The organism is Bradyrhizobium sp. 190, from assembly GCF_023073415.1.
In the GTDB taxonomy this organism is placed as follows: Bacteria; Pseudomonadota; Alphaproteobacteria; order Rhizobiales; family Xanthobacteraceae; genus Bradyrhizobium.
Map to the genome: position 1 here is coordinate 222,104 of NZ_JADPJL010000023.1, position 18,461 is coordinate 240,564.

Consider the following 18,461-nt stretch of genomic DNA (forward strand, 5'->3'; position numbering starts at 1 on the left):
CCTCAAAATCCGTTCTTGTGCGCTTCGACCAGCCGCACCAGCATCTGCAGAAAGGCTGTTTGCTCGGGCTTGCTGAGCGCGGAAAGCGTCTGCGCATTGAAACTCTGGCCCAGCCGGCTGGCCTCGTCGGCGCGCCTCTCGCCTGCCGCGCTCAGGCTGAGCTCGACCGCCCGCTTGTCCCGCGTGGACCGCTTACGCTTGAGAATTCCGGTCTCCTCCATCCGCGACAGGATTTTTACCAGGTTGGGCAGTTGCATTTTCAGCACGGCGGCCAGCTCGCTCTGCGTCACCGTCTTGTTGTCACGCACCGCGACGAGGATGGCGTATTCGAGCGGCGAGAGCTTTAGCGATTCGAAATACGGATAAAACGCCTCGAAATTCTGCAACTGCAGGATCCGGATCATGAAACCCGGGGTCTGCTGTAGCGCGGTGAGATCGAGTTCCCGGTCCGCATCCGGCTCGGCCGTCTTGGCCGCCCCGTTACCCTTGCGCGTCGAAGCTTTGGCGATTCTTCCCATGGGCAATAGCTCGCACGCCATCACGTGAATTGACAATCCTCAAAATACTTATAAGTTATAAGCAATTTCGAAGTGGTCGCGAAGGCCGCCTTTTCCATACAGGAGGGAATGCATGCGACAGTTTTTTCGCACAGGAATGCTCGTTGCCGCGCTCGGCGGCATGTTTGCCGGCGCGGCCCAAAGCCAAGCCTATGCCCAGGATCGCGTCCGCATCGGCGTGCTGAACGACCAGTCCGGCGTGTTTGCGACCTACCAGGGTGTCGGTTCGGCGATCGCGGCCCAGATGGCGGTCGAGGATTACGGCGGCAAGGCCGCCGGCAAGCCGGTGGAGGTCGTCTCCGCCGATCACCAGAACAAGCCTGATATCGGTGTTGGCATCGCGCGGCGCTGGTATGAAAACGAAAGCGTCGACGCGATCTTCGACCTGCCGAACTCGGCAATCGCGCTCGCGGTTGCCGCCATCTCCGAGCAGAAGAACAAGGTATTCATCGGTTCCGGCGCCGGAACGGCGCTGCTGACCGGCGAAAAATGCACGCCCAATACCGTGCACTGGACCTATGACACCTACGCTTACGGGCGCGGTCTCGGCAAGGCGGTGGTGGCGCAGGGTGGCAAGAAATGGTTCTTCCTCACCGCCGATTATGCGTTCGGTCACGATCTCGAAAAGCAGGCCATGGAAGCCGTGAAGGCATCCGGCGGCGAAGTGCTCGGCGCCGTGCGCCATCCGCTCGGCACCGCCGACTACGCCTCCTTCCTGCTGCAGGCGCAGGCCTCGGGCGCCGATATCGTCGGCGTGGCGAATGCTGGCGACGACACCATCACCTCGATCAAGCAGGCGGCGGAATTTGGATTGACCCGGAAGCAGAAGCTGGTCGGGCTGATTCTCGGCATGAACGGCATTCCCGCGCTCGGCCTGAAGGCGGCGCAGGGCGCGCAGATCATGAATCCATTCTATTGGGATTTGAACGACGGCACGCGCGCCTTCGCCAAGCGCTTTGCCCAACGTCATCCGCAGAACAATTATCCCAACGACATGCAGGCCGGTGTCTACGCATCCGTGCTGCATTACCTGAAGGCCGTCGACAAGGCCGGCGGCGCCGCCGACGGCAAGGCCGTGGTCGCGGCGATGAAGGCGATGCCGACCGACGATCCGCTGTTCGGCAAGGGAACCATCCGCAGCGACGGGCGTAAGATTCACCCGTTCTATCTGCTTGAGGTAAAGAAGCCCGAGGAGTCCAGTTCGAAGTGGGACCTGTTGAAGGTCGTGGCTACAATTCCGGGCGATCAGGCGTTTCGTCCCGAGAGCGAAGGTAATTGCCCGCTGGTCAAGAAATGATCTGATCGGGCCGCGGCCGGCAGGAACCGGCCGCGGCCGAAAATCGACCTTCGAGGCTTGTCGTTTATGTTGCCAAGGCAACTAATTTGTGAGAGCCTGTTTTCAACAAGCGGCCTCTCGCAGAGCACAGAGATTGCCGGGCTGCGCAGGGAGAAACGGATGTTTGGGCGTGTCGGATCGCCACGACACAGTGCGGTAGGGCGTGCGCAGCGCGATGGCGGCAGCATCGTTCAGCGCGGCGCGGCCAGCGCGTTCCGCTTAGTCCCGGGTGTCGACTTCGCCCGCGCCTTTTACGGCATCGAGATTGCCGTGAACCCGCAGCAGCAGCCCGATCAAGGTCTCGCGTTCCGGCTTGCTCAGGCACGAGAGGAGGCGGCGTTCGCGCTCGAGCGCGACCGCGATGACCTGGTCGTGGGTGGTAAAGCCCTTCGCGGTCAGCGAGATCGAATGGGTGCGTCCATCCTGCCGGTCGGCCCTGATGCTGACCAGCCCGCGCTCCTCCATGCCGGCCAGTGTTCGGCTGACCGGTCCCTTGTCGAAACCGATGACGTGGCAGATGCGCGCCGCCGAAATTTCCGGCTCGATTGCGAGCAGCGACAGGATCCGCCATTCCGTGACGTTGACCCCAAAGCGCTTCTGGTAAACGACGGTCGCGCTGCGCGACAATTTGTTGGCAATGAAGGTGATGAGCGCCGGGACGTAGCGGTCGAGGTCGAGCACCTGTTCGGCGCGTCCGCTCCTGCCTGCCGTGCCCGCGCGGGGGGCGCGCGCCTGTCTGTTCCTGCTCATGCTCTTCCGAAGCCGCTCCAGCGTTCCAGACATAGAGACTGCGCACACCACTCTGCAAGAACATTATGCAGGAGACCCACATGAGCGCGACCTCCCGCACAGATTCTGTAACCCCGGAGCGGGGCGCACCGGCCGGTGTGCCAAGCCTGGACGTGGACCCGTTCTCGAACGAGTTTTTCGAGGATCCGCACGCGATCCACGACACCCTCCGCGAGGCCGGGCCGCTGGTATGGCTCGACAAATGGGGCGTCTACGGCGTGGCACGCTATGCGGAGGTGCATGCCGTCCTCAACGATCCCCTGACGTTCTGTTCGAGCCGCGGCGTGGGCCTGAGCGATTTCGCCAAGGAAAAGCCGTGGCGTCCGCAAAGCATCATTCTTGAGGCAGATCCGCCGGCGCATACCAGGACGCGCACGGTGCTCGCCCAGGTGCTGTCGCCGACGGCGATGAAAGGGGTCCGCGAACATTTCACGGCGATGGCCGCCGCCAAGGTCGACGAGTTGCTGGCGCGCGGCAGTTTCGACGCGGTTGCCGATCTCGCGGAGGCCTATCCGCTCTCGGTGTTCCCCGATGCGATGGGCCTGAAGCAGGAGGGGCGCGAGAACCTGCTGCCCTATGCCAGTCTCGTCTTCAACTCCTTCGGGCCGCCGAACCAGTTGCGTCAGGAGGCGATCGAACGCTCGGCGCCGCATCAGGCCTATGTCGCCGCGCAGTGCCAGCGCGAAAACCTCGCCCCTGGCGGCTTTGGCGCCTGTGTCCATGCCCGCGCCGATGCGGGCGACATCACGCCGGAAGAGGCGCCGCTATTGGTGCGCTCGCTGCTTTCGGCCGGGCTCGACACAACAGTCAACGGCATCGGCGCCGCGGTCTATTGCCTGGCGCGCTTTCCCGATCAGCTCGCGCGGCTGCGCAGTGATCCGACCCTGGCGCGCAATGCGTTCGAGGAGGCGATCCGCTACGAAAGCCCGGTGCAGACCTTCTTCCGCACCACGACGCGGGAAGTCGAACTCGCCGGCCATCGCATCGGTGAAGGCGAGAAGGTGCTGATGTTCCTCGGCGCCGCCAACCGCGATCCACGGCGCTGGGAAAACCCTGACAGCTACGATGTGACCCGCCGCACCTCCGGCCATGTCGGGTTCGGCTCGGGCATCCATATGTGCGTCGGCCAGCTCCTGGCGCGCGTCGAAGGCGAGGTGATGCTGGCGGCAATAGCACGCAAGGTTGCAAGCATCCAGATCACCGGCCCGGTGAAGCGCCGCTACAACAACACGCTGCGCGGCCTCGAAAGCCTGCCCATTACGATTTCTCCGGCCTGACGGACCGCGCATGCCAAGCATCACCTTCATCCATTCCGACGGACGCCGGCAGCCCATCGAGGCGAGCGAGGGCGAAAGCGCCATGCAGGCCGCGACGCGGCAGGACATCAACGGAATCTTGGCGGAATGCGGCGGCAACGCCATGTGCGCCACTTGCCATGTCTATGTCGATGAGGCCTGGCTCGCCCGCCTGCCGGCCATGAGCGACGATGAGGACGCGCTGCTGGATGGCGCTGCGGCTGATCGGCTACCCAACAGCCGCCTGTCCTGCCAGATCAAGTTCGCCGCCGATCTCGATGGTTTGGTCCTCAACCTGCCGGACCGGCAATTGTGACGGCGTCATCGCCCGATATCGCACAGTGAAGTCAAACCCGGCGAAGCCCGGGAAACCAAGAATCAAATTCCAAGGGAGAGAACAATGAAGGTTTACAGGTTAGGTTTGGCGCTTGCCTTGTCATGCGCGATGTCGGGCGCGGCGCGCGCGGATATTTCCGACAGCGTCGTCCGCGTCGGCGTGCTCAACGATATCTCCGGGATCTTCCAGGACACCAACGGCATGGGCTCGGTGGAAGCCGCGCGGATGGCGGCGGAGGATTTCAACGGCGGCGGCAAGGGTATCAAGGTCGAAATCGTCTACGCCGATCACCAGAACAAGGCCGACGTGGGTTCGGCGATCGTGCGCAAATGGCTCGATGTGGACGGCGTCGATGCCGTGGTCGACGTGCCGAATTCCGCCGTCGGCCTCACCATCAATTCGCTGCTGCGCGATAGCCGCATGACGTTCCTGGCGTCATCGACCGCCAGTTCAGACCTGACCGGCAAGGCCTGTTCGCCGAACACCATCCAGTGGGTCAACGATGCCTGGGCGACCGGCAACTCCACGGCGGCGGCGATGATGGCACGCGGCGGCAAGGAATGGTACTTCATCACGGTGAATTTCGCGCTTGGCCAGGGCATCGAGGCCGAAGCTACCAACTACATCGAGAAGCACGGCGGCAAGGTGCTGGGCTCGGCCAAGCATCCACTCAACACGCCGGATTTTGCTTCGCTGTTGCTGCAAGCGCAGGCCTCCAAGGCCAAGGTGATCGGGCTCGCCAATGCCGGTGGCGACACCGTCAACGCGGTGAAGCAGGCGGCCGAGTTCGGTCTTCAGCAAAGCGGCCAGACCATGGTGGCGTTCCTGCTGTTCATCAACGACGTCCACGGCATGGGATTGAAGGTCGGCCAGGGCCTGCAACTGTTCGAGGCGTTCTATTGGGACATGGATGACGACACCCGCGCGTTTGCCAAACGCTTCGCGGCGCGGCCGGGCGTGAACGGCAAGATGCCGAGCGGCAACCAGGCCGGCGTCTATGCTTCCACGCTGGCCTATCTCAACGCGGTGGCGGCGACCGGCAGTGACCACGCCAAGGATGCGGTGCCGCAGATGAAGAAGTTCAAGGGCAAGGACAAGCTGTTCGGCGATGTCACCATCCGCCAGGACGGCCGCGTCATTCACCCGATGTACCTGTTCGAGGTGAAGAAGCCGGAAGAGTCGAAATATCCTTACGATTACTACAAGCTGGTCTCGACCATCCCGGCCGATCAGGCGTTCCGCCCGCTCGCTGATGGCGGCTGTTCGCTGGTGAAGTGAGGCAGGGCCGACCTCCGGGGCCGGGCAGGGGAACGAGCCCGGCACAGCTTCCGCGAAGCAGGCCACACGGGGTAGTGTGGCCTGAAAGCGGAAGGGTTACACAGGAGGAAATCATGACTGGTGCGGCTCTTGCGCCTCCCGTGACGAGCGATATCACGCCTGCGGTGCTGGCGATCGGCCGGCCTGAATTTGCGCAATCCTTGATCGCAACGCTACGCCGGGTGGCGGATGTTGGTCACTGCATGGTATTTTCGTTCGCGAGCGAACGCTCTGCGCGCTGCCTGCTAAACATCGGTAACATTCCGATCGGCGCCGAACTCGGCGCTGCCTACTCGGACCATTTTCACTTCGCCGATCCGAACCGGGATGCAATCTTCCGGGAGCAGGCCATCGACAGGCCGGTCGTGCTGCCGGCCTTCGCCCGCCGCATGTACGGCGGCAAGTACCGCAAGATCTTCTTTGAGGATTCCGGGATCGTCGACAAATTGGCGGTCGCGATCTGGGTCGGGCAGATCTGCTTCTATGTCAACTTCTACCGAACCACATCGCAGGGACGTTTCGCCGGCGACGAGGTCGAGCGCTTGCGGGCGGTTGCACCGGCTGTCAGCGCCGCGGTGGCGCGTCATTTCCAGCACCAGCCGGCGTCGCAGGACGATCCGGTCCGCATGCTCGAAACCCTGTTTGCTTCCAGCGAGCCGTTCGCGCGCCTGACCGGCCGCGAGAAGCAGGTGTGCCTGCGCATCGTTTCCGGCCTCAGTTCGGAAGCGATCTCCGCCGATCTCGACATCGGCCTGCAATCGACCCTGACCTATCGCAAGCGCGCCTATGAGAAGCTCGGCATTTCCTCTCAGAACGAACTGTTTGCGATCGCGCTGCGTCTGCTCGCGGCACGCAGCATGAACTGAGGCAGAAGCCTCCGTTATCAGCGGCAGGCGCGTCAGACCAGTTTGTCCCAAGCTGTAGGGACAGACGGCTTCTCCTTGCGGAGCTAGCATCCGGCCTTGCCGAACCCGGAGGCCGATCGTGAGCACAGCGCCCCGCATCGATATCGAACTTGCTGCATTCTGGCAGGATCCCTACCCAAGGCTTGCAACGCTGCGGAGGGACGCGCCGATCGCGTTTGTGCCGCAGCTCGGCAGCACGCTGCTCTGCAGCCGGGACGATATCTTCGTGTCGGAGAAGCAGATCGACGTGTTCAGCTCGCACCAGCCCGAGGGCTTGATGAACAGGCTGATGGGCCACAACATGATGCGCAAGGATGGCGATGCGCACATGGTCGAGCGCAAGGCCATCTTTCCCGCGATCTCGCCCAGGACCGTGAAATCGCACTGGACCGCGCAGTTCCAGGCGCATGCCGATCGCATCATCGACACGCTGGAGCCGGGAGGCGCCGCCGACCTCGTAAAGGATTTCGCTTTGCCGTTCTCGGCGGAGTGCCTCAAGTCGCTCACGGGGCTGACCAACATGCGATTCCCCGACATGAACGCATGGTCGCAAGGGATGATCGACGGCATCGCCAACTATGCCGGTGATCCCGCGATAGAGGCACGCTGTCATGCCGCGACCGCCGGCATCGATGCCGCGATCGACGACATGGTCCCGGTGCTGAGCAAGAAGCCCGATTCAAGCCTGCTCGGCGTGATGCTCGCCTCCGGCATGCCAATGGATAGCGTGCGCGCCAATATCAAGCTCGCAATCAGCGGCGGCCAGAACGAGCCGCGCGACGCCATTGCGGGGACCGCATGGGCGTTACTCACCCATCCCGATCAGCTTGAAATCGTAAGCGCCGGCGAAATTCCCTGGCTGCAGGCGTTCGAGGAATATGCCCGCTGGATTTCGCCGATCGGCATGTCGCCGCGCCGCGTCGCGAAGCCATGGAGTATTCGCGATATCGACTTCGAGACCAACGAGCGCGTGTTCCTGATGTTCGGGTCAGCCAATCGTGACGAGAAGTATTTTGAAAACCCTGAATGCTTCGATGTTCGACGCGATGCCAGCAAGAGCATCGCCTTCGGCGCAGGGCCACATTTTTGCGCCGGCGCCTGGGCGTCGCGGGCGATGGTGGCCGAGGTCGCGCTGCCTGCCATCTTCAGGCGGTTTCCGAATCTGCGTTTGGGCACGAGCGAGCCGGTGCGCGTCGTCGGATGGGCGTTTCGGGGGCTGCTCAACCTGCCTGTTGTGCTGGGATAGTGTTTCGTCGCGAGGGGCGCCTAGCAGCACTAGGTGGCACAGGTGTGCTGCTGCGAGAATGATCCGACGGCGGAAGATGCCAACTAACGCGGTAAATCCCACAGAACTACAACCAAATATTGCTTTAGCATGCCCAAAACGATAGGGTCGGGCATCGTGCCGCGATATGTCGAAATCAGCGTGCGGTAGACAAAGCGAGTGCCGTCGGCAGGCATCGTCCTTGAAGAAGACCGCACTTTTTTTGTCGGTCTCATGTTCTCCGAAAATGCAAGCCATTGGCGCGCACTAGGTCGCGTGTGGTGCGCTTTCAACTAATCTTTCTCGGGAGGACACCATGAAGCGCATTTTGATCTCAGCTATCGGCCTCGCTTTCGTTCTGACGTGGGCTCAGCCAGCGCCAACGCAGGATTTAGCCTCACAGGTCGTTGGGGTGTGGAAGTTCACCAGCCAAAGCACCAAAGAACTAGCGACAGGCAAGATCAACTACCCCTACGGGGAGAAGCCGACTGGCCATATCGTATACACGAAGGGCGGACACGTTGCGTTTGTCCTTGTCGGCGACAACCGCAACGCTCCCGCGAGGGCGACTGCCACGGATGCCGAACGTATCACCTTGTTCAACACGGTGGCCGCCGCCAGCGGGACATATAAGGTCGAAGGCAACACCATAATCGTGACCTACGCGGCGTCATGGAACCAGACGTGGACCGGCATCACTCAAAAGCGCCAGTTCGAGATTGTAGGAAACAAGCTGACAGCGACATCCGCGCCGACCAAAAACCTGTCAGGCCAAGACATCGTCTTTGTTGTGACTTACGAAAGAGCCGAGTAGGGCGCGCATCGAACGGGTTGCCGATCTCCCCTGGACATGACGAAACACGGCAGGAGCTGCCGGTCTCGCCGAGAGATTGGCTGTCTTCTGGCGGCATCACGGCGCGCAGTAAAAGCTCGCCGCGAGATTGACCTGTCCGGATTTGTAGTGCGGCCATGCCGGCCACTGGCACAGTGGCAGCGAACGTGTCGTTTCGAACGCCGGCGCTTCGACCTTCTGCTCCGTCACCTGGAGATCGCCGGGCGCCTTGCCGTTCTCGACCCAGTCGACGAGCACGGCCAGCATGTCGACATTGGCGGGCGCGCCGGAGCCGACATGATCGACGCCGGGCGCCGTATAGAGACGGGCGAACTCCGCCGTTTTCTCTTTGCCCAGCGTGCGCTGCACGTTTTCGAAGTAACGGATTCCCGCGTAAGGGCTCTGGGCGTAATCGGCCATGTACTCGAGGATCACCAGCTTGCCGCCGCGCGCGCTGAAGCGGCTGAGGTCGGGATTGGTCGAATCCATCAGCTTGGATACCTGAAGCAGGCGCTCCTTGTGGTCTTCAGGCTTGTACGTCGTGACGTCGAGCTTCGGGTTGCGCGCGAAGACGTATTGAATGCCGCCTGCGCCGTAAATCCACGCGATGCCGTTGGCCGGCACCGGCGGCTGCGCCGGCGCCGCCTTGCCGAGCCACCACGAGATCCAGCCGCCGGTCGGACCGAAGGCAGGGGTGTTTTCGCCCGACACGCCCCAGCCCGGATAGTCATCGAGCCCGTTCTCCAGGGCAAAGGGGAATTTGTAGGTCGAATGAAGCGTCTTGATCGCCGTGATCTGGGCGTCGGTCAGACACTGGTCGCCGCTTTGTCCTGCTGCGCAACGCAGCGATTCCGGCTGGAATTTCGCCTTGCAGCCGACCGGGTCCTGAACCAGCTGATCGTCTGAGCCGTCGGCCTTGTCGCAAGCCTGCAGGACGGCATTCGCGACCAGTTCAACCTGTGCGGGGCGGATCCAGCCTTCGCCCATCGTCGCCAGGCCCGCTCGCGTTCCGGCATGCTGCAAGCCAACCCAGTTGATGACAGGCACGCGCGCGAAAATGCCGTCAAAATCTTCCGGGTAACGCTGCGCCATCGTCAGCCCCTCGCGGCCGCCTTCCGACGATCCCATGAAGTAAAGCTTCTTCGGCGGGTTGCCGTAGGCGCGCACCATCAAGGCGACGGCAGCATCCCGCACGCGCTTGTAGGATCGATGCGCAAAATTCTCGAAAGCCTCGTCGTCGAGCGCAAACACCTGCGGCGGCTCGCCCGGCTTGGTCTCATGGCCGGAATCCGTGCCGTAGGTGACGAAGCCCTGCGCCAGCGGCGAAGGCGCGCCGAAGGGATGCGCGGGCGGCAGGGTAAGACCGGTGATCAGCACGCCGTTGAAGCCGCCGCCGCCATATTGCAGCGAGCGGCCGTTCCACTCGACCGGGAGGTTCACCTGAAATTTGATCGGCGGCGCATTGGGATCGGATGGCGCGATCTGGCCGAGCACCTTGCAGAATTCCGGATTGGCCGGCGTGACGCGTGCCGCCGGCGTCGGTCCTCTTTCGGCGACCGCGAGCGGTGTCGGCGCAATCATGGAGGCGGAGTCGACCCGGACGACATTGTCGGTCGGCTTGATAAGATCGCTGCAGGTCGCGGCCGGTTCGCCGGTCATTTTTGCGGCCATCGCTTGGGCAGACCAGAATGAAGTCAAAGCGGCCAGCGAAGCCGCATATGCCCACTCGTGCGCAATGATCTTGAGCCCTTGCATGTTTCCCTGCTCCATATCCGGCGTCCCACGTATTATCTCGCGGTCACGCTAGAATGGCGGGTGCGGCACGGACGTCAACTCAAATAAGCGGCGCGGCGACAGCCTCACCGCCCTGCAGGTCGATAAAAAAAATTCATCCCGTAACCTTGCTCGACCCCTGCGTGATCAGCCGCGCGGCGCGCTGGTCGCGGGCGTGGATCCATAGCCAGCTCAGCGCCACGCTGAGCCGGTTGCGCAGGCCGATCAGGAAATAGATGTGGGCGATGCCCCAGATCCACCAGGCGAGGTTGCCGCGCAGCTTCATCCAGCCGAAATCGATCACCGCCTTTTTCTTGCCGATCTGCGCGAGACTTCCGGCGTGCTTGTAGCGGAACGGCGGTAGCGTGCTGCCGTTCAGGCGCGCCTTGATGAGCGCTGCCACGTAGCGCCCCTGCTGCTTGGCGGCCGGCGCGATGCCGGGCACGGGATTGCCGTCCGGGCCGGCGATGGTCACGGTGTCGCCAACGGCAAAGATGTCGGGATGGCCGGGCACGGTAAGGTCTGGCTCGACCTTCAAGCGGTAGGCGCGGTCGGCGGGCGCGTTCAGCCATTCCGCCGCGCGCGAGGCGCGCACGCCGGCGGCCCAGACGATGGTTCTGGCCTCCAATTTGTTGCCGCCATAGACGACGCCGTCGATGGCACATTCGGTGACGGGCTGTCCCAGCACCACCTCGACGCCGATCGCCTCCAGCGAGCGCTGCGCATAGGTGGAGAGGTCTTCGGGAAAGCTGGGGAGAACGCGTGGGCCGGCCTCGACCAGGACAACGCGGGTCTTGTGCGTGTCGATGTTGCGAAAGTCCGGCGGCAGCGTGTCCTTGGCGAGGTCGGCGATGGTTCCCGCCATTTCGACACCCGTCGGGCCGGCGCCGATGATGACGAAGGTCAATAGCGCCGCGCGCCGCGCCGGATCGGTCTCGCGCTCGGCGCGTTCGAACGCGACGAGGATGCGCCGCCGCAGCGTGGTGGCATCCTCCAGCGTCTTCAGGCCCGGTGCGAACGGCTCCCATTCGTCGTGGCCAAAATAGGCGTGGCGGGCGCCGGTGGCGAGCACCAGGGTGTCGTAGGGCAGGGCCTCGCCGTCTTCGAGCAGCACGCGCTTCTCCGCAGCATCGATACCGCCCACATTGGCAAACAGCGTCGTCACCTCCTTGCGTCCGCGCAGCAGGTAGCGGATTGGCCAGGCAATTTCCGACGTCGCCAGCGAAGCGGTTGCGACCTGGTAGAGCAGCGGCTGGAACAAATGATGGTTGCGGCGGTCGATCAGCGTGATCTTCACCGGCGCACCGGCGAGGCCAAAGGCGGTCTCCAGCCCGCCGAAACCAGCGCCGACGATCACGACGTGGTGGGGCTGTTTCGGCGCTGTCGTCATGGCTTGCGACCCCGGTTTCAGATCATTCAACACATTGGATTATGTAGCCATTTGTGCCCGCGGTCCAAGGCGCGTTTGCTGATCGGTCGATAGCGAAAGCGTATGACGGTGTCGTCCCGGCCTTGCGCCGGGACCCATAACCACAGGCCGTATTGTTGTAAAAGCCGGAGCCACAGCACGGCGCAACAACAAAGCCCTGTGGTTATGGGTCCCTGCTCCCGTGCGCAATTGCGCACTAGGCAGGGACGACGGGAAGAATATTTCTAGAGCGCACCGCATCCTTTGGCTGGTTCCAAACGTCCTTGGGATCGAAGCGCTGCCTTTGCAGACGCCGACGAGGAGAATCCAATGCGACGGACCGTGATAAGGTACAGGACAAAGCCTGATATGGCCGACAGGAATGCCGAACTGGTCGCGGCGGTGTTTGCGGAACTGAAGGCGGCGCAGCCGGAAGGTCTCCGCTATATGTCGCTACGGCTGGAGGACGACACCTTCATCCATGTCGTTGAGACCGCTGCCGATGACGGCTCGAGCCCATTGCCGAAGCTGCCGGCGTTCACTGCGTTCCAGAGCGGCATTCGGGACCTTTGCGCTGAACCGCCGGTGCCGAAGGGCGCCACCGTCGTCGGCAACTATCGCATGCTGGAAGAGAACTGAACCCGCTTGCCGGAGGCAGAATGAGCGTAGTGCCCGAGCCGCCGACAGCCTTCGACATCGAACGCCTGCTGGTCGCGATGCGGCCAAGGCTGCATCGCTATTGCGCGCGCATGGTGGGCTCGGTGATCGACGGCGAGGACGTGCTGCAGGACGCGTTGATCAAGGCGATGGAGGCGCAGGCTACCGCCGGCGCCATCGGCAATCCCGAAGGCTGGCTGTTCCGGATCGCGCACAACACGGCGCTGGATTTCCTGCGCCGGCGCAACCGGCAGGAGGCGCTGCGATCGGTGAAGGAGGTGGACATGATCGTTGACCAGTTCGATGCCGTGGAGAGCCGCTGGATCGCCGCCACTTCCTTGCGCACCTTCATGCGCCTGCCGGTGGCGCAGCGCTCGAGCGTGATCCTGAAGGACGTGCTCGGCAGTTCGCTCAAGGAAATCTGCGAGGTGATGGACTGCAGCCTGCCGGCGGCGAAGGCCGCGCTGCATCGCGGGCGCGCGCAGTTGCGGGAAATCGCCGATGAGCCGGACGATACGCCGCAGCAGAAACTGTCGGATGCCGATCGTGAACGGCTCGGCGCCTATGTCGCCCATTTCAACGCGCGGGATTTTGACGCGATCCGTGCCATGATTTCGGACGACGTGCGGCTCGACCTCGTCAGCAAGACCCACATGCGCGGCAAGGCCGAAGTTTTCAGCTATTTCGGCAACTATTCGAAGGTCAGCGACTGGCGTCTGGTCCCGGGCCTGGTGGAGGGACTTCCCGCCATCCTGGTGTTCGACCCGGACGAGCCTGACAAGGGGCCGAAATACTTCATGCTGCTGGGCTGGTCGGCCGGCAAGGTCGCAACCATCCGGGATTTTCGCCACGCGTCGTACGCGATCGACGGTGCGGAATATTCGGTCTGAACCGGGCCCCCCGGTGCGACAATTGTTGCTCCGGCAACCGGCACTATAGTTCTTGCCATCCCCGCCATCCACGAATTATGGTGCAGGCCATCGAGGGCATGAGCCGAAGGTCCAAAGCGGGGCCAGCGGTTCATGCTTGCCGCAGACTGGCGATTTCGCGCACAAAATACCTCACCTGATAATGAGGCGTGCGGGACAAGCGCGGTCGCCCGGTCGACCGGGTCTGGTACGATAACGAGGAGGGGAGTGATTATGAAAAAGGCATTCTGGCTGGCGGGCGCGGCGATTCTAGCGCTGGCGCAGCCCGCAACCGCTGGCGACACCATCAAAATCGGCTTTGTCTCGACCTTCAGCGGCCCAACCGCTGTGATCGGCAACGACATGCGCAACTCGTTCGAGCTGGCGCTCGACCATTTGGGCCGCAAGATGGGCGGCAAGCCGGTCGAGGTGATCTATGAGGACGACGGCCAGAAGCCCGATGTCGGCAAGCAGAAGACCGAAAAGCTGATCCAGTCCGACAAGGTCGATTTCATCGCCGGCTATATCTGGTCGAACGTGCTGCTGGCCTCGCTGAAGACCGCGGTCGATTCAAAAACCTTCCTGATCTCGGCCAATGCCGGACCCTCGCAGCTCGCCGGCGAACTCTGCTCGCCCTACGTGTTCTCGACCTCCTGGCAGAACGACCAGACCCCGCAGGCGGTCGGCACCTACATGAACCAGAAGGGCGTCAAGTCGGTGTTCCTGATCGGCCCGAACTATGCCGCCGGCAAGGACATGCTGGCCGGCGTCAAGAGCACGTTCAAGGGCCAGGTCGTGGGCGAGGAATATACGGTATGGCCGAGCCAGCTCGACTTCTCCGCCGAACTCACCAAGGCCAAGAACTCCAAGGCCGAGTCGGTCTTCGTGTTCTATCCGGGCGCTGCCGGCGTGCAGTTCCTCAATCAATACGCCCAAGCCGGCCTCAAGGGGCAGATCCCGCTCTATACGGCGTTCACCATCGACGAATTGTCGTTGCCCTTGCAGAAGGAAAACGCAATCGGTGTGCCCGGCGCGCAGCAGTGGGTCAACGATTTGCCCAACGCGGAGAACAAGAAGTTCGTCGAAGACTACCGCAAGAAGTTTACCGGCCTGCGTCCGACATTCTACGGCGCGCAGTCCTATGACGCCGCTAACCTGATCAACAGCGCGGTTGTCGCCGTGAAGGGCGACACCTCGAAAAAGGACGAGATGAAGGCCGAGATGGAGAAGGCCAACTTCAAGTCCGTGCGCGGTCCGTTCAAGTACGGCAACAACCACATCCCGATCCAGAACTTCTACCTGCAGGATGTGGTCAAGGACGCCGACGGTCAGCTCTCGCTCAAGACGGTGGCGACCATCGTCAAGGACGACCAGGACCGCTTCGCCGACAAATGTCCGATGAAGAAGTGATGTTTGGCATGACCGGTGCATGATGTCGCGAACGCGCCCTCGGGCTTGACCCGGGGGTGGTTTGCGACAGATCATCCGCCCAACAAGAAAATGGCGGCGGCGCAGATGTGCTGCCGCTGTTTTGTTAGGTCTTGAGTATAGGGATTCATGCTCGTCCTCGTAGAACAATCGCTGAACGGCCTGCAGTTCGGCCTGCTGCTGTTTTTGCTGGCAGCCGGCTTGACGCTGGTGTTCGGCATCATGGACTTCGTCAATCTGGCGCACGGCTCGCTCTACATGATGGGCGCCTATTTCGCCGCCACCTTCGTGGCGTGGACGAACAGTTTTATACTGGGCATCCTGCTGGCACTCGGCGCCACGTTGCTGCTGGGTATCGCGCTCGAATTCATCGCGCTCCGACATCTCTACGGCCGCGACCATCTCGACCAGGTGTTGGCGACCTTCGGGCTGATTCTTTTCTTCAATGACGCGGTGCGGCTGATCTGGGGACCGGCCGGCCTGTCGCTGCCGCTGCCGGCCTGGCTCACCGTGCCGGTGCAGATCGTCCCCGGCGTGTTCTATCCGGCCTATCGGTTGTCGATCATCGTGGTCGCGCTGGCGGTCGCAGCGCTACTTTATGTCGTCGTCATGCGGACCCGTATCGGCATGCTGATCCGCGCCGGCGCCTCCAACCGCGAAATGATCGGCGCGCTCGGCATCAACATCAAGCTGCTGTTCACGCTGGTATTCGGGCTTGGCGCGGCGCTCGCCGGCCTTGCCGGGCTGATGCAGGCGCCGATCCTCACCGTGCAGATCGGCATGGGCGAAAACATCCTGATTCTCGCCTTCGTTATTATTGTCATCGGTGGCATCGGCTCGATCCGCGGCGCGTTCATGGCGGCGATCTTCGTCGGCATGATCGATACGCTCGGCCGCGCCTTCCTGCCCGATCTCCTGCGCATGGTGCTGAGTTCCGCCGCCGCCTCGACCGCCGCGCCCGCTCTGTCGTCGATGCTGATCTATCTCCTGATGGCCATCGTCCTCGTGGTGCGACCTGAGGGGCTGTTTCCGGCTGCCAAGCGATGAAATCTCAAATCAACGTCCGCAATGTCGTCGTGGCGCTCGTCGCGCTTGGCTTGCTGCTGCTCCCGCTTTACTCGGCGCTGACCGGCAACATCTTCATCCTGACGCTGTTTACCCGCATCGTCATCTTCGCACTCGCTGCCGCCAGCCTCAACCTCATCATGGGTTATGGCGGCATGATGAGCTTTGGCCACGCCGCCTATCTCGGCATCGGCGGCTACGCGGTGGGCATCCTCGCCCATGAAGGCATCGGCTCCGGCTTCATCCAGTGGCCGGTGGCGCTGGCGGCGTCGGCGCTGTATGCGCTCGTGATCGGCGCGCTGTCGTTGCGCACCCGCGGCGTCTATTTCATCATGATCACGCTCGCCTTTGCGCAGATGGCCTATTACATCGCCTCGGGTCTTTCGCGCTACGGCGGCGACGACGGCCTCACCATCTACAAGCGCAGCACTTTCGGCGGCCTGATCGACCTGTCGAACCGCGTGCAGTTCTACTATCTCTGCCTCGGCTGCCTGTTCGGCGGCGTCTATCTGATCTGGCGCATCATCAATTCGCGGTTCGGCATGGTGGTGCAGGGCGTTCGTTCCAACGAGCAGCGCATGCAGGCAATCGGCTTTCATGCCAACCGCTATCGACTGGTCTGCTTCGTCATCTCAGGCACGATGTGCGGCCTTGCTGGCGCGCTGCTGGCGAACAATACCGACTTCATCAGCCCGGCCGGGATGTATTGGACCCGCTCCGGCGAACTCATGGTGATGGTGGTCTTCGGTGGCATGGGCTCGCTGTTCGGTCCCGTCCTGGGCACCATCGTGTTCCTCCTGCTGGAAGAAGTCCTGTCGCAATTCACCGAATACTGGGCGTTGATCATGGGCCCGCTGTTGCTGCTGATCGTGCTGTTCGCGCGCGGCGGCATCATGGGTTTGCTGGGGAGGTTGAGCCGTGGCTGAACCCTTGCTCCGCGTCGAAAACCTGGTCCGCAGCTTTGGTGGTATCAAGGCCACCGACAATCTGTCGCTCGACGTTCTGCCGGGCGAACTGCACGCCATCATCGGCCCGAACGGCGCCGGCAAGACCACGCTGATCAGCCAGTTGACCGGGCAGTTGATGCCGAATTCCGGCACGGTTCATTTCGCCGGCCGCGACGTCACCCGGTTGCCGTCCTACCAGCGCAGCCGGCTCGGGCTGGCACGTTCGTTTCAGATCACCTCGCTGCTGCCGGATTTCACGGCCGCCGACAATGTCGCGCTCGCGGCCCAGGCGCATAACGGACACTCGTTCCGCTTTTGGGGTGCTGCCCGCAAGGAGAAGCATCTGCGCGACGCAGCGCAGGCGGCATTGAGCAGGGTGGGGCTCGCCCAGCGGGGCGATGTGCCGGTGTCCGAATTGAGCCACGGTGAACAGCGCGAGCTGGAGCTGGCGGTGGCGCTTGCGACCAAGCCGCAACTGCTGCTGCTGGACGAGCCGATGGCCGGCCTCGGCGTCACTGAATCCGCGCGCATGGTGGCGCTATTGAAGGAGCTGCGGAAGGAAGTGACCATCGTGCTGGTCGAACACGACATGGAAGCGGTGTTCGCGCTTGCCGACCGCATCACCGTGCTGGTCTATGGCCGTGTGATCGCGTCCGGCGATCCCGACGCCATCAGGAGCAACGAGGAAGTGAAGCGAGCCTATCTCGGCGACCAGCATGCGGTGACCCGTCATGGCTGAGACCTTGCTGGAAATCGACGGGATCGAGACCTGCTACGGCCTCAGCCAAGTGCTGTTCGGACTTTCGTTGAAGGTCCAGTCGGGTGAGATGGTCGCCCTGATGGGCCGCAACGGCATGGGCAAGACCACGACCATTCGTTCCATCATGGGCATGACGCCGGCCCGATCGGGCAAGGTTCGCTTTGCGGGCGAGGAAGTGCGCAGCCTGCCGTCGTATAAAATTGCAAAGCTCGGAATCGGCCTGGTGCCGGAAGGCCGTCAGATCTTTCCGAACCTCACGGTGTACGAAAATTTGGTCGCGGCCTCGGGCAACCGTCAGGGCAATCCCGATCCCTGGACCATCGATAAAATCCACGCGCTGTTTCCGCGGCTCGCCGAGCGCAGCAGCAACATGGGCATGACCCTGTCGGGCGGCGAGCAGCAGATGCTGGCGATCGGCCGCGCGCTGATGACCAATCCCAAACTTTTGATTCTCGACGAGGCCACCGAAGGCCTCGCGCCGCTGATCCGCGAGGAAATCTGGAACTGCCTGTCGATGCTGAAGGGCCGCGGCCAATCCGTGCTCGTCATCGACAAGAACGTCGCCAACCTCTCCCGCATCGCCGACCGCCACTACATCATCGAGCGCGGGCGGACGGTATGGAGCGGGACGAGCGAGCAGTTGATATCAGAGCCGGATTTGCAGCACCGGTATCTGGGGATTTGAGCCATCTCTATCGTCGTCCCTGCGAACGCAGGGACCCATACCGCGTGATCTATCGATTTAAGGACACTGTTCGACGACCTGTCGTAACCACAACATTTGTGGCTATGGGTCCCTGCGTTCGCAGGGACGACGAGAAAGCCCTCAAAACATCTCGAAATATTCGCGGTGCTCCCAGAATCGTAGGGTGGGCAAAGGCGC

Annotated in this window: 18 protein-coding genes; 14 read left to right on the plus strand and 4 right to left on the minus strand. The window is 62.6% G+C overall.

The annotated features are described in order from the left end of the window. Positions 1-2 precede the first annotated feature (2 nt). Complete coding sequence (locus IVB22_RS15980; protein WP_247518270.1) at positions 3-518, minus strand: MarR family winged helix-turn-helix transcriptional regulator; 516 nt, start codon at positions 516-518, stop codon at positions 3-5. Between the two features lie 112 nt (positions 519-630). Here IVB22_RS15980 and IVB22_RS15985 point away from each other — a divergent pair, with 112 nt between their 5' ends. Continuing rightward, positions 631-1,854 carry an ABC transporter substrate-binding protein gene (locus IVB22_RS15985; protein ID WP_374207541.1) on the plus strand — a complete coding sequence of 408 codons (1,224 nt, stop codon included), beginning with the start codon at positions 631-633 and terminating at the stop codon, positions 1,852-1,854. 258 nt (positions 1,855-2,112) lie between these two features. On the opposite strand, the gene IVB22_RS15990 is transcribed toward IVB22_RS15985, so the two are convergent. Then, positions 2,113-2,643: a MarR family winged helix-turn-helix transcriptional regulator gene (locus IVB22_RS15990; RefSeq protein ID WP_247518271.1), complete on the minus strand. Its 531-nt coding sequence runs from the start codon at positions 2,641-2,643 to the stop codon at positions 2,113-2,115. Between the two features lie 80 nt (positions 2,644-2,723). On the opposite strand from IVB22_RS15990, the gene IVB22_RS15995 reads away from it, so the two are divergent. The 6 genes from IVB22_RS15995 to IVB22_RS16020 all read left to right on the plus strand — a co-directional run bounded on the left by IVB22_RS15995 (position 2,724) and on the right by IVB22_RS16020 (position 8,614). Beyond that, positions 2,724-3,959: a cytochrome P450 gene (locus IVB22_RS15995; protein WP_247518272.1), complete on the plus strand. Its 1,236-nt coding sequence runs from the start codon at positions 2,724-2,726 to the stop codon at positions 3,957-3,959. Positions 3,960-3,969: 10 nt separating this feature from the next. Beyond that, on the plus strand, positions 3,970-4,293 hold the full coding sequence (locus IVB22_RS16000; protein WP_247518273.1) for a 2Fe-2S iron-sulfur cluster-binding protein: 324 nt from the start codon (positions 3,970-3,972) through the stop codon (positions 4,291-4,293). 84 nt (positions 4,294-4,377) lie between these two features. Next, positions 4,378-5,592 (plus strand): ABC transporter substrate-binding protein, encoded by a 1,215-nt coding sequence (locus IVB22_RS16005; protein WP_374207542.1) that lies wholly within the window; start codon positions 4,378-4,380, stop codon positions 5,590-5,592. A gap of 113 nt (positions 5,593-5,705) precedes the next feature. Further along, positions 5,706-6,497 (plus strand): helix-turn-helix transcriptional regulator, encoded by a 792-nt coding sequence (locus tag IVB22_RS16010; RefSeq protein WP_247518274.1) that lies wholly within the window; start codon positions 5,706-5,708, stop codon positions 6,495-6,497. Positions 6,498-6,615: 118 nt separating this feature from the next. Further along, entirely contained in the window at positions 6,616-7,782 is a 1,167-nt protein-coding gene (locus IVB22_RS16015) for a cytochrome P450 (RefSeq protein ID WP_247518275.1), read from the plus strand. Between the two features lie 334 nt (positions 7,783-8,116). Next, the gene (locus IVB22_RS16020) at positions 8,117-8,614 is read left to right on the plus strand and encodes a lipocalin-like domain-containing protein (protein ID WP_247518276.1); all 498 of its coding nucleotides are present in this window, start codon (positions 8,117-8,119) and stop codon (positions 8,612-8,614) included. Between the two features lie 96 nt (positions 8,615-8,710). Here IVB22_RS16020 and IVB22_RS16025 read toward each other — a convergent pair whose 3' ends face one another. Beyond that, positions 8,711-10,291, minus strand: a complete 1,581-nt coding sequence (locus IVB22_RS16025; protein WP_247518277.1) for a tannase/feruloyl esterase family alpha/beta hydrolase — start codon at positions 10,289-10,291, stop codon at positions 8,711-8,713. Between the two features lie 229 nt (positions 10,292-10,520). Then, positions 10,521-11,795 carry an NAD(P)/FAD-dependent oxidoreductase gene (locus IVB22_RS16030; protein WP_247518278.1) on the minus strand — a complete coding sequence of 425 codons (1,275 nt, stop codon included), beginning with the start codon at positions 11,793-11,795 and terminating at the stop codon, positions 10,521-10,523. A gap of 348 nt (positions 11,796-12,143) precedes the next feature. Between IVB22_RS16030 and IVB22_RS16035 the strand changes: the two genes are divergently transcribed. The 7 genes from IVB22_RS16035 to IVB22_RS16065 all read left to right on the plus strand — a co-directional run bounded on the left by IVB22_RS16035 (position 12,144) and on the right by IVB22_RS16065 (position 18,263). Beyond that, entirely contained in the window at positions 12,144-12,452 is a 309-nt protein-coding gene (locus tag IVB22_RS16035) for a hypothetical protein (RefSeq protein ID WP_247518279.1), read from the plus strand. A gap of 20 nt (positions 12,453-12,472) precedes the next feature. After that, a complete protein-coding gene (locus IVB22_RS16040) occupies positions 12,473-13,360 on the plus strand; it encodes a sigma-70 family RNA polymerase sigma factor (RefSeq protein WP_247518280.1) in 888 nt (295 codons plus the stop codon). A 252-nt stretch (positions 13,361-13,612) separates the two neighbouring features. Beyond that, positions 13,613-14,788, plus strand: coding sequence for an ABC transporter substrate-binding protein (locus IVB22_RS16045; protein WP_247518281.1), 1,176 nt, complete (start codon positions 13,613-13,615; stop codon positions 14,786-14,788). A gap of 147 nt (positions 14,789-14,935) precedes the next feature. Continuing rightward, the gene (locus tag IVB22_RS16050; RefSeq protein ID WP_247518282.1) at positions 14,936-15,853 is read left to right on the plus strand and encodes a branched-chain amino acid ABC transporter permease; all 918 of its coding nucleotides are present in this window, start codon (positions 14,936-14,938) and stop codon (positions 15,851-15,853) included. Further along, on the plus strand, positions 15,850-16,797 hold the full coding sequence (locus IVB22_RS16055; RefSeq protein ID WP_247518283.1) for a branched-chain amino acid ABC transporter permease: 948 nt from the start codon (positions 15,850-15,852) through the stop codon (positions 16,795-16,797). The genes IVB22_RS16050 and IVB22_RS16055 overlap by 4 nt, the downstream gene beginning before the upstream one ends. Next, positions 16,790-17,557, plus strand: coding sequence for an ABC transporter ATP-binding protein (locus tag IVB22_RS16060; protein ID WP_247518284.1), 768 nt, complete (start codon positions 16,790-16,792; stop codon positions 17,555-17,557). The genes IVB22_RS16055 and IVB22_RS16060 overlap by 8 nt, the downstream gene beginning before the upstream one ends. Beyond that, positions 17,550-18,263 (plus strand): ABC transporter ATP-binding protein, encoded by a 714-nt coding sequence (locus tag IVB22_RS16065; RefSeq protein WP_247518285.1) that lies wholly within the window; start codon positions 17,550-17,552, stop codon positions 18,261-18,263. The genes IVB22_RS16060 and IVB22_RS16065 overlap by 8 nt, the downstream gene beginning before the upstream one ends. Positions 18,264-18,461 lie beyond the last annotated feature (198 nt).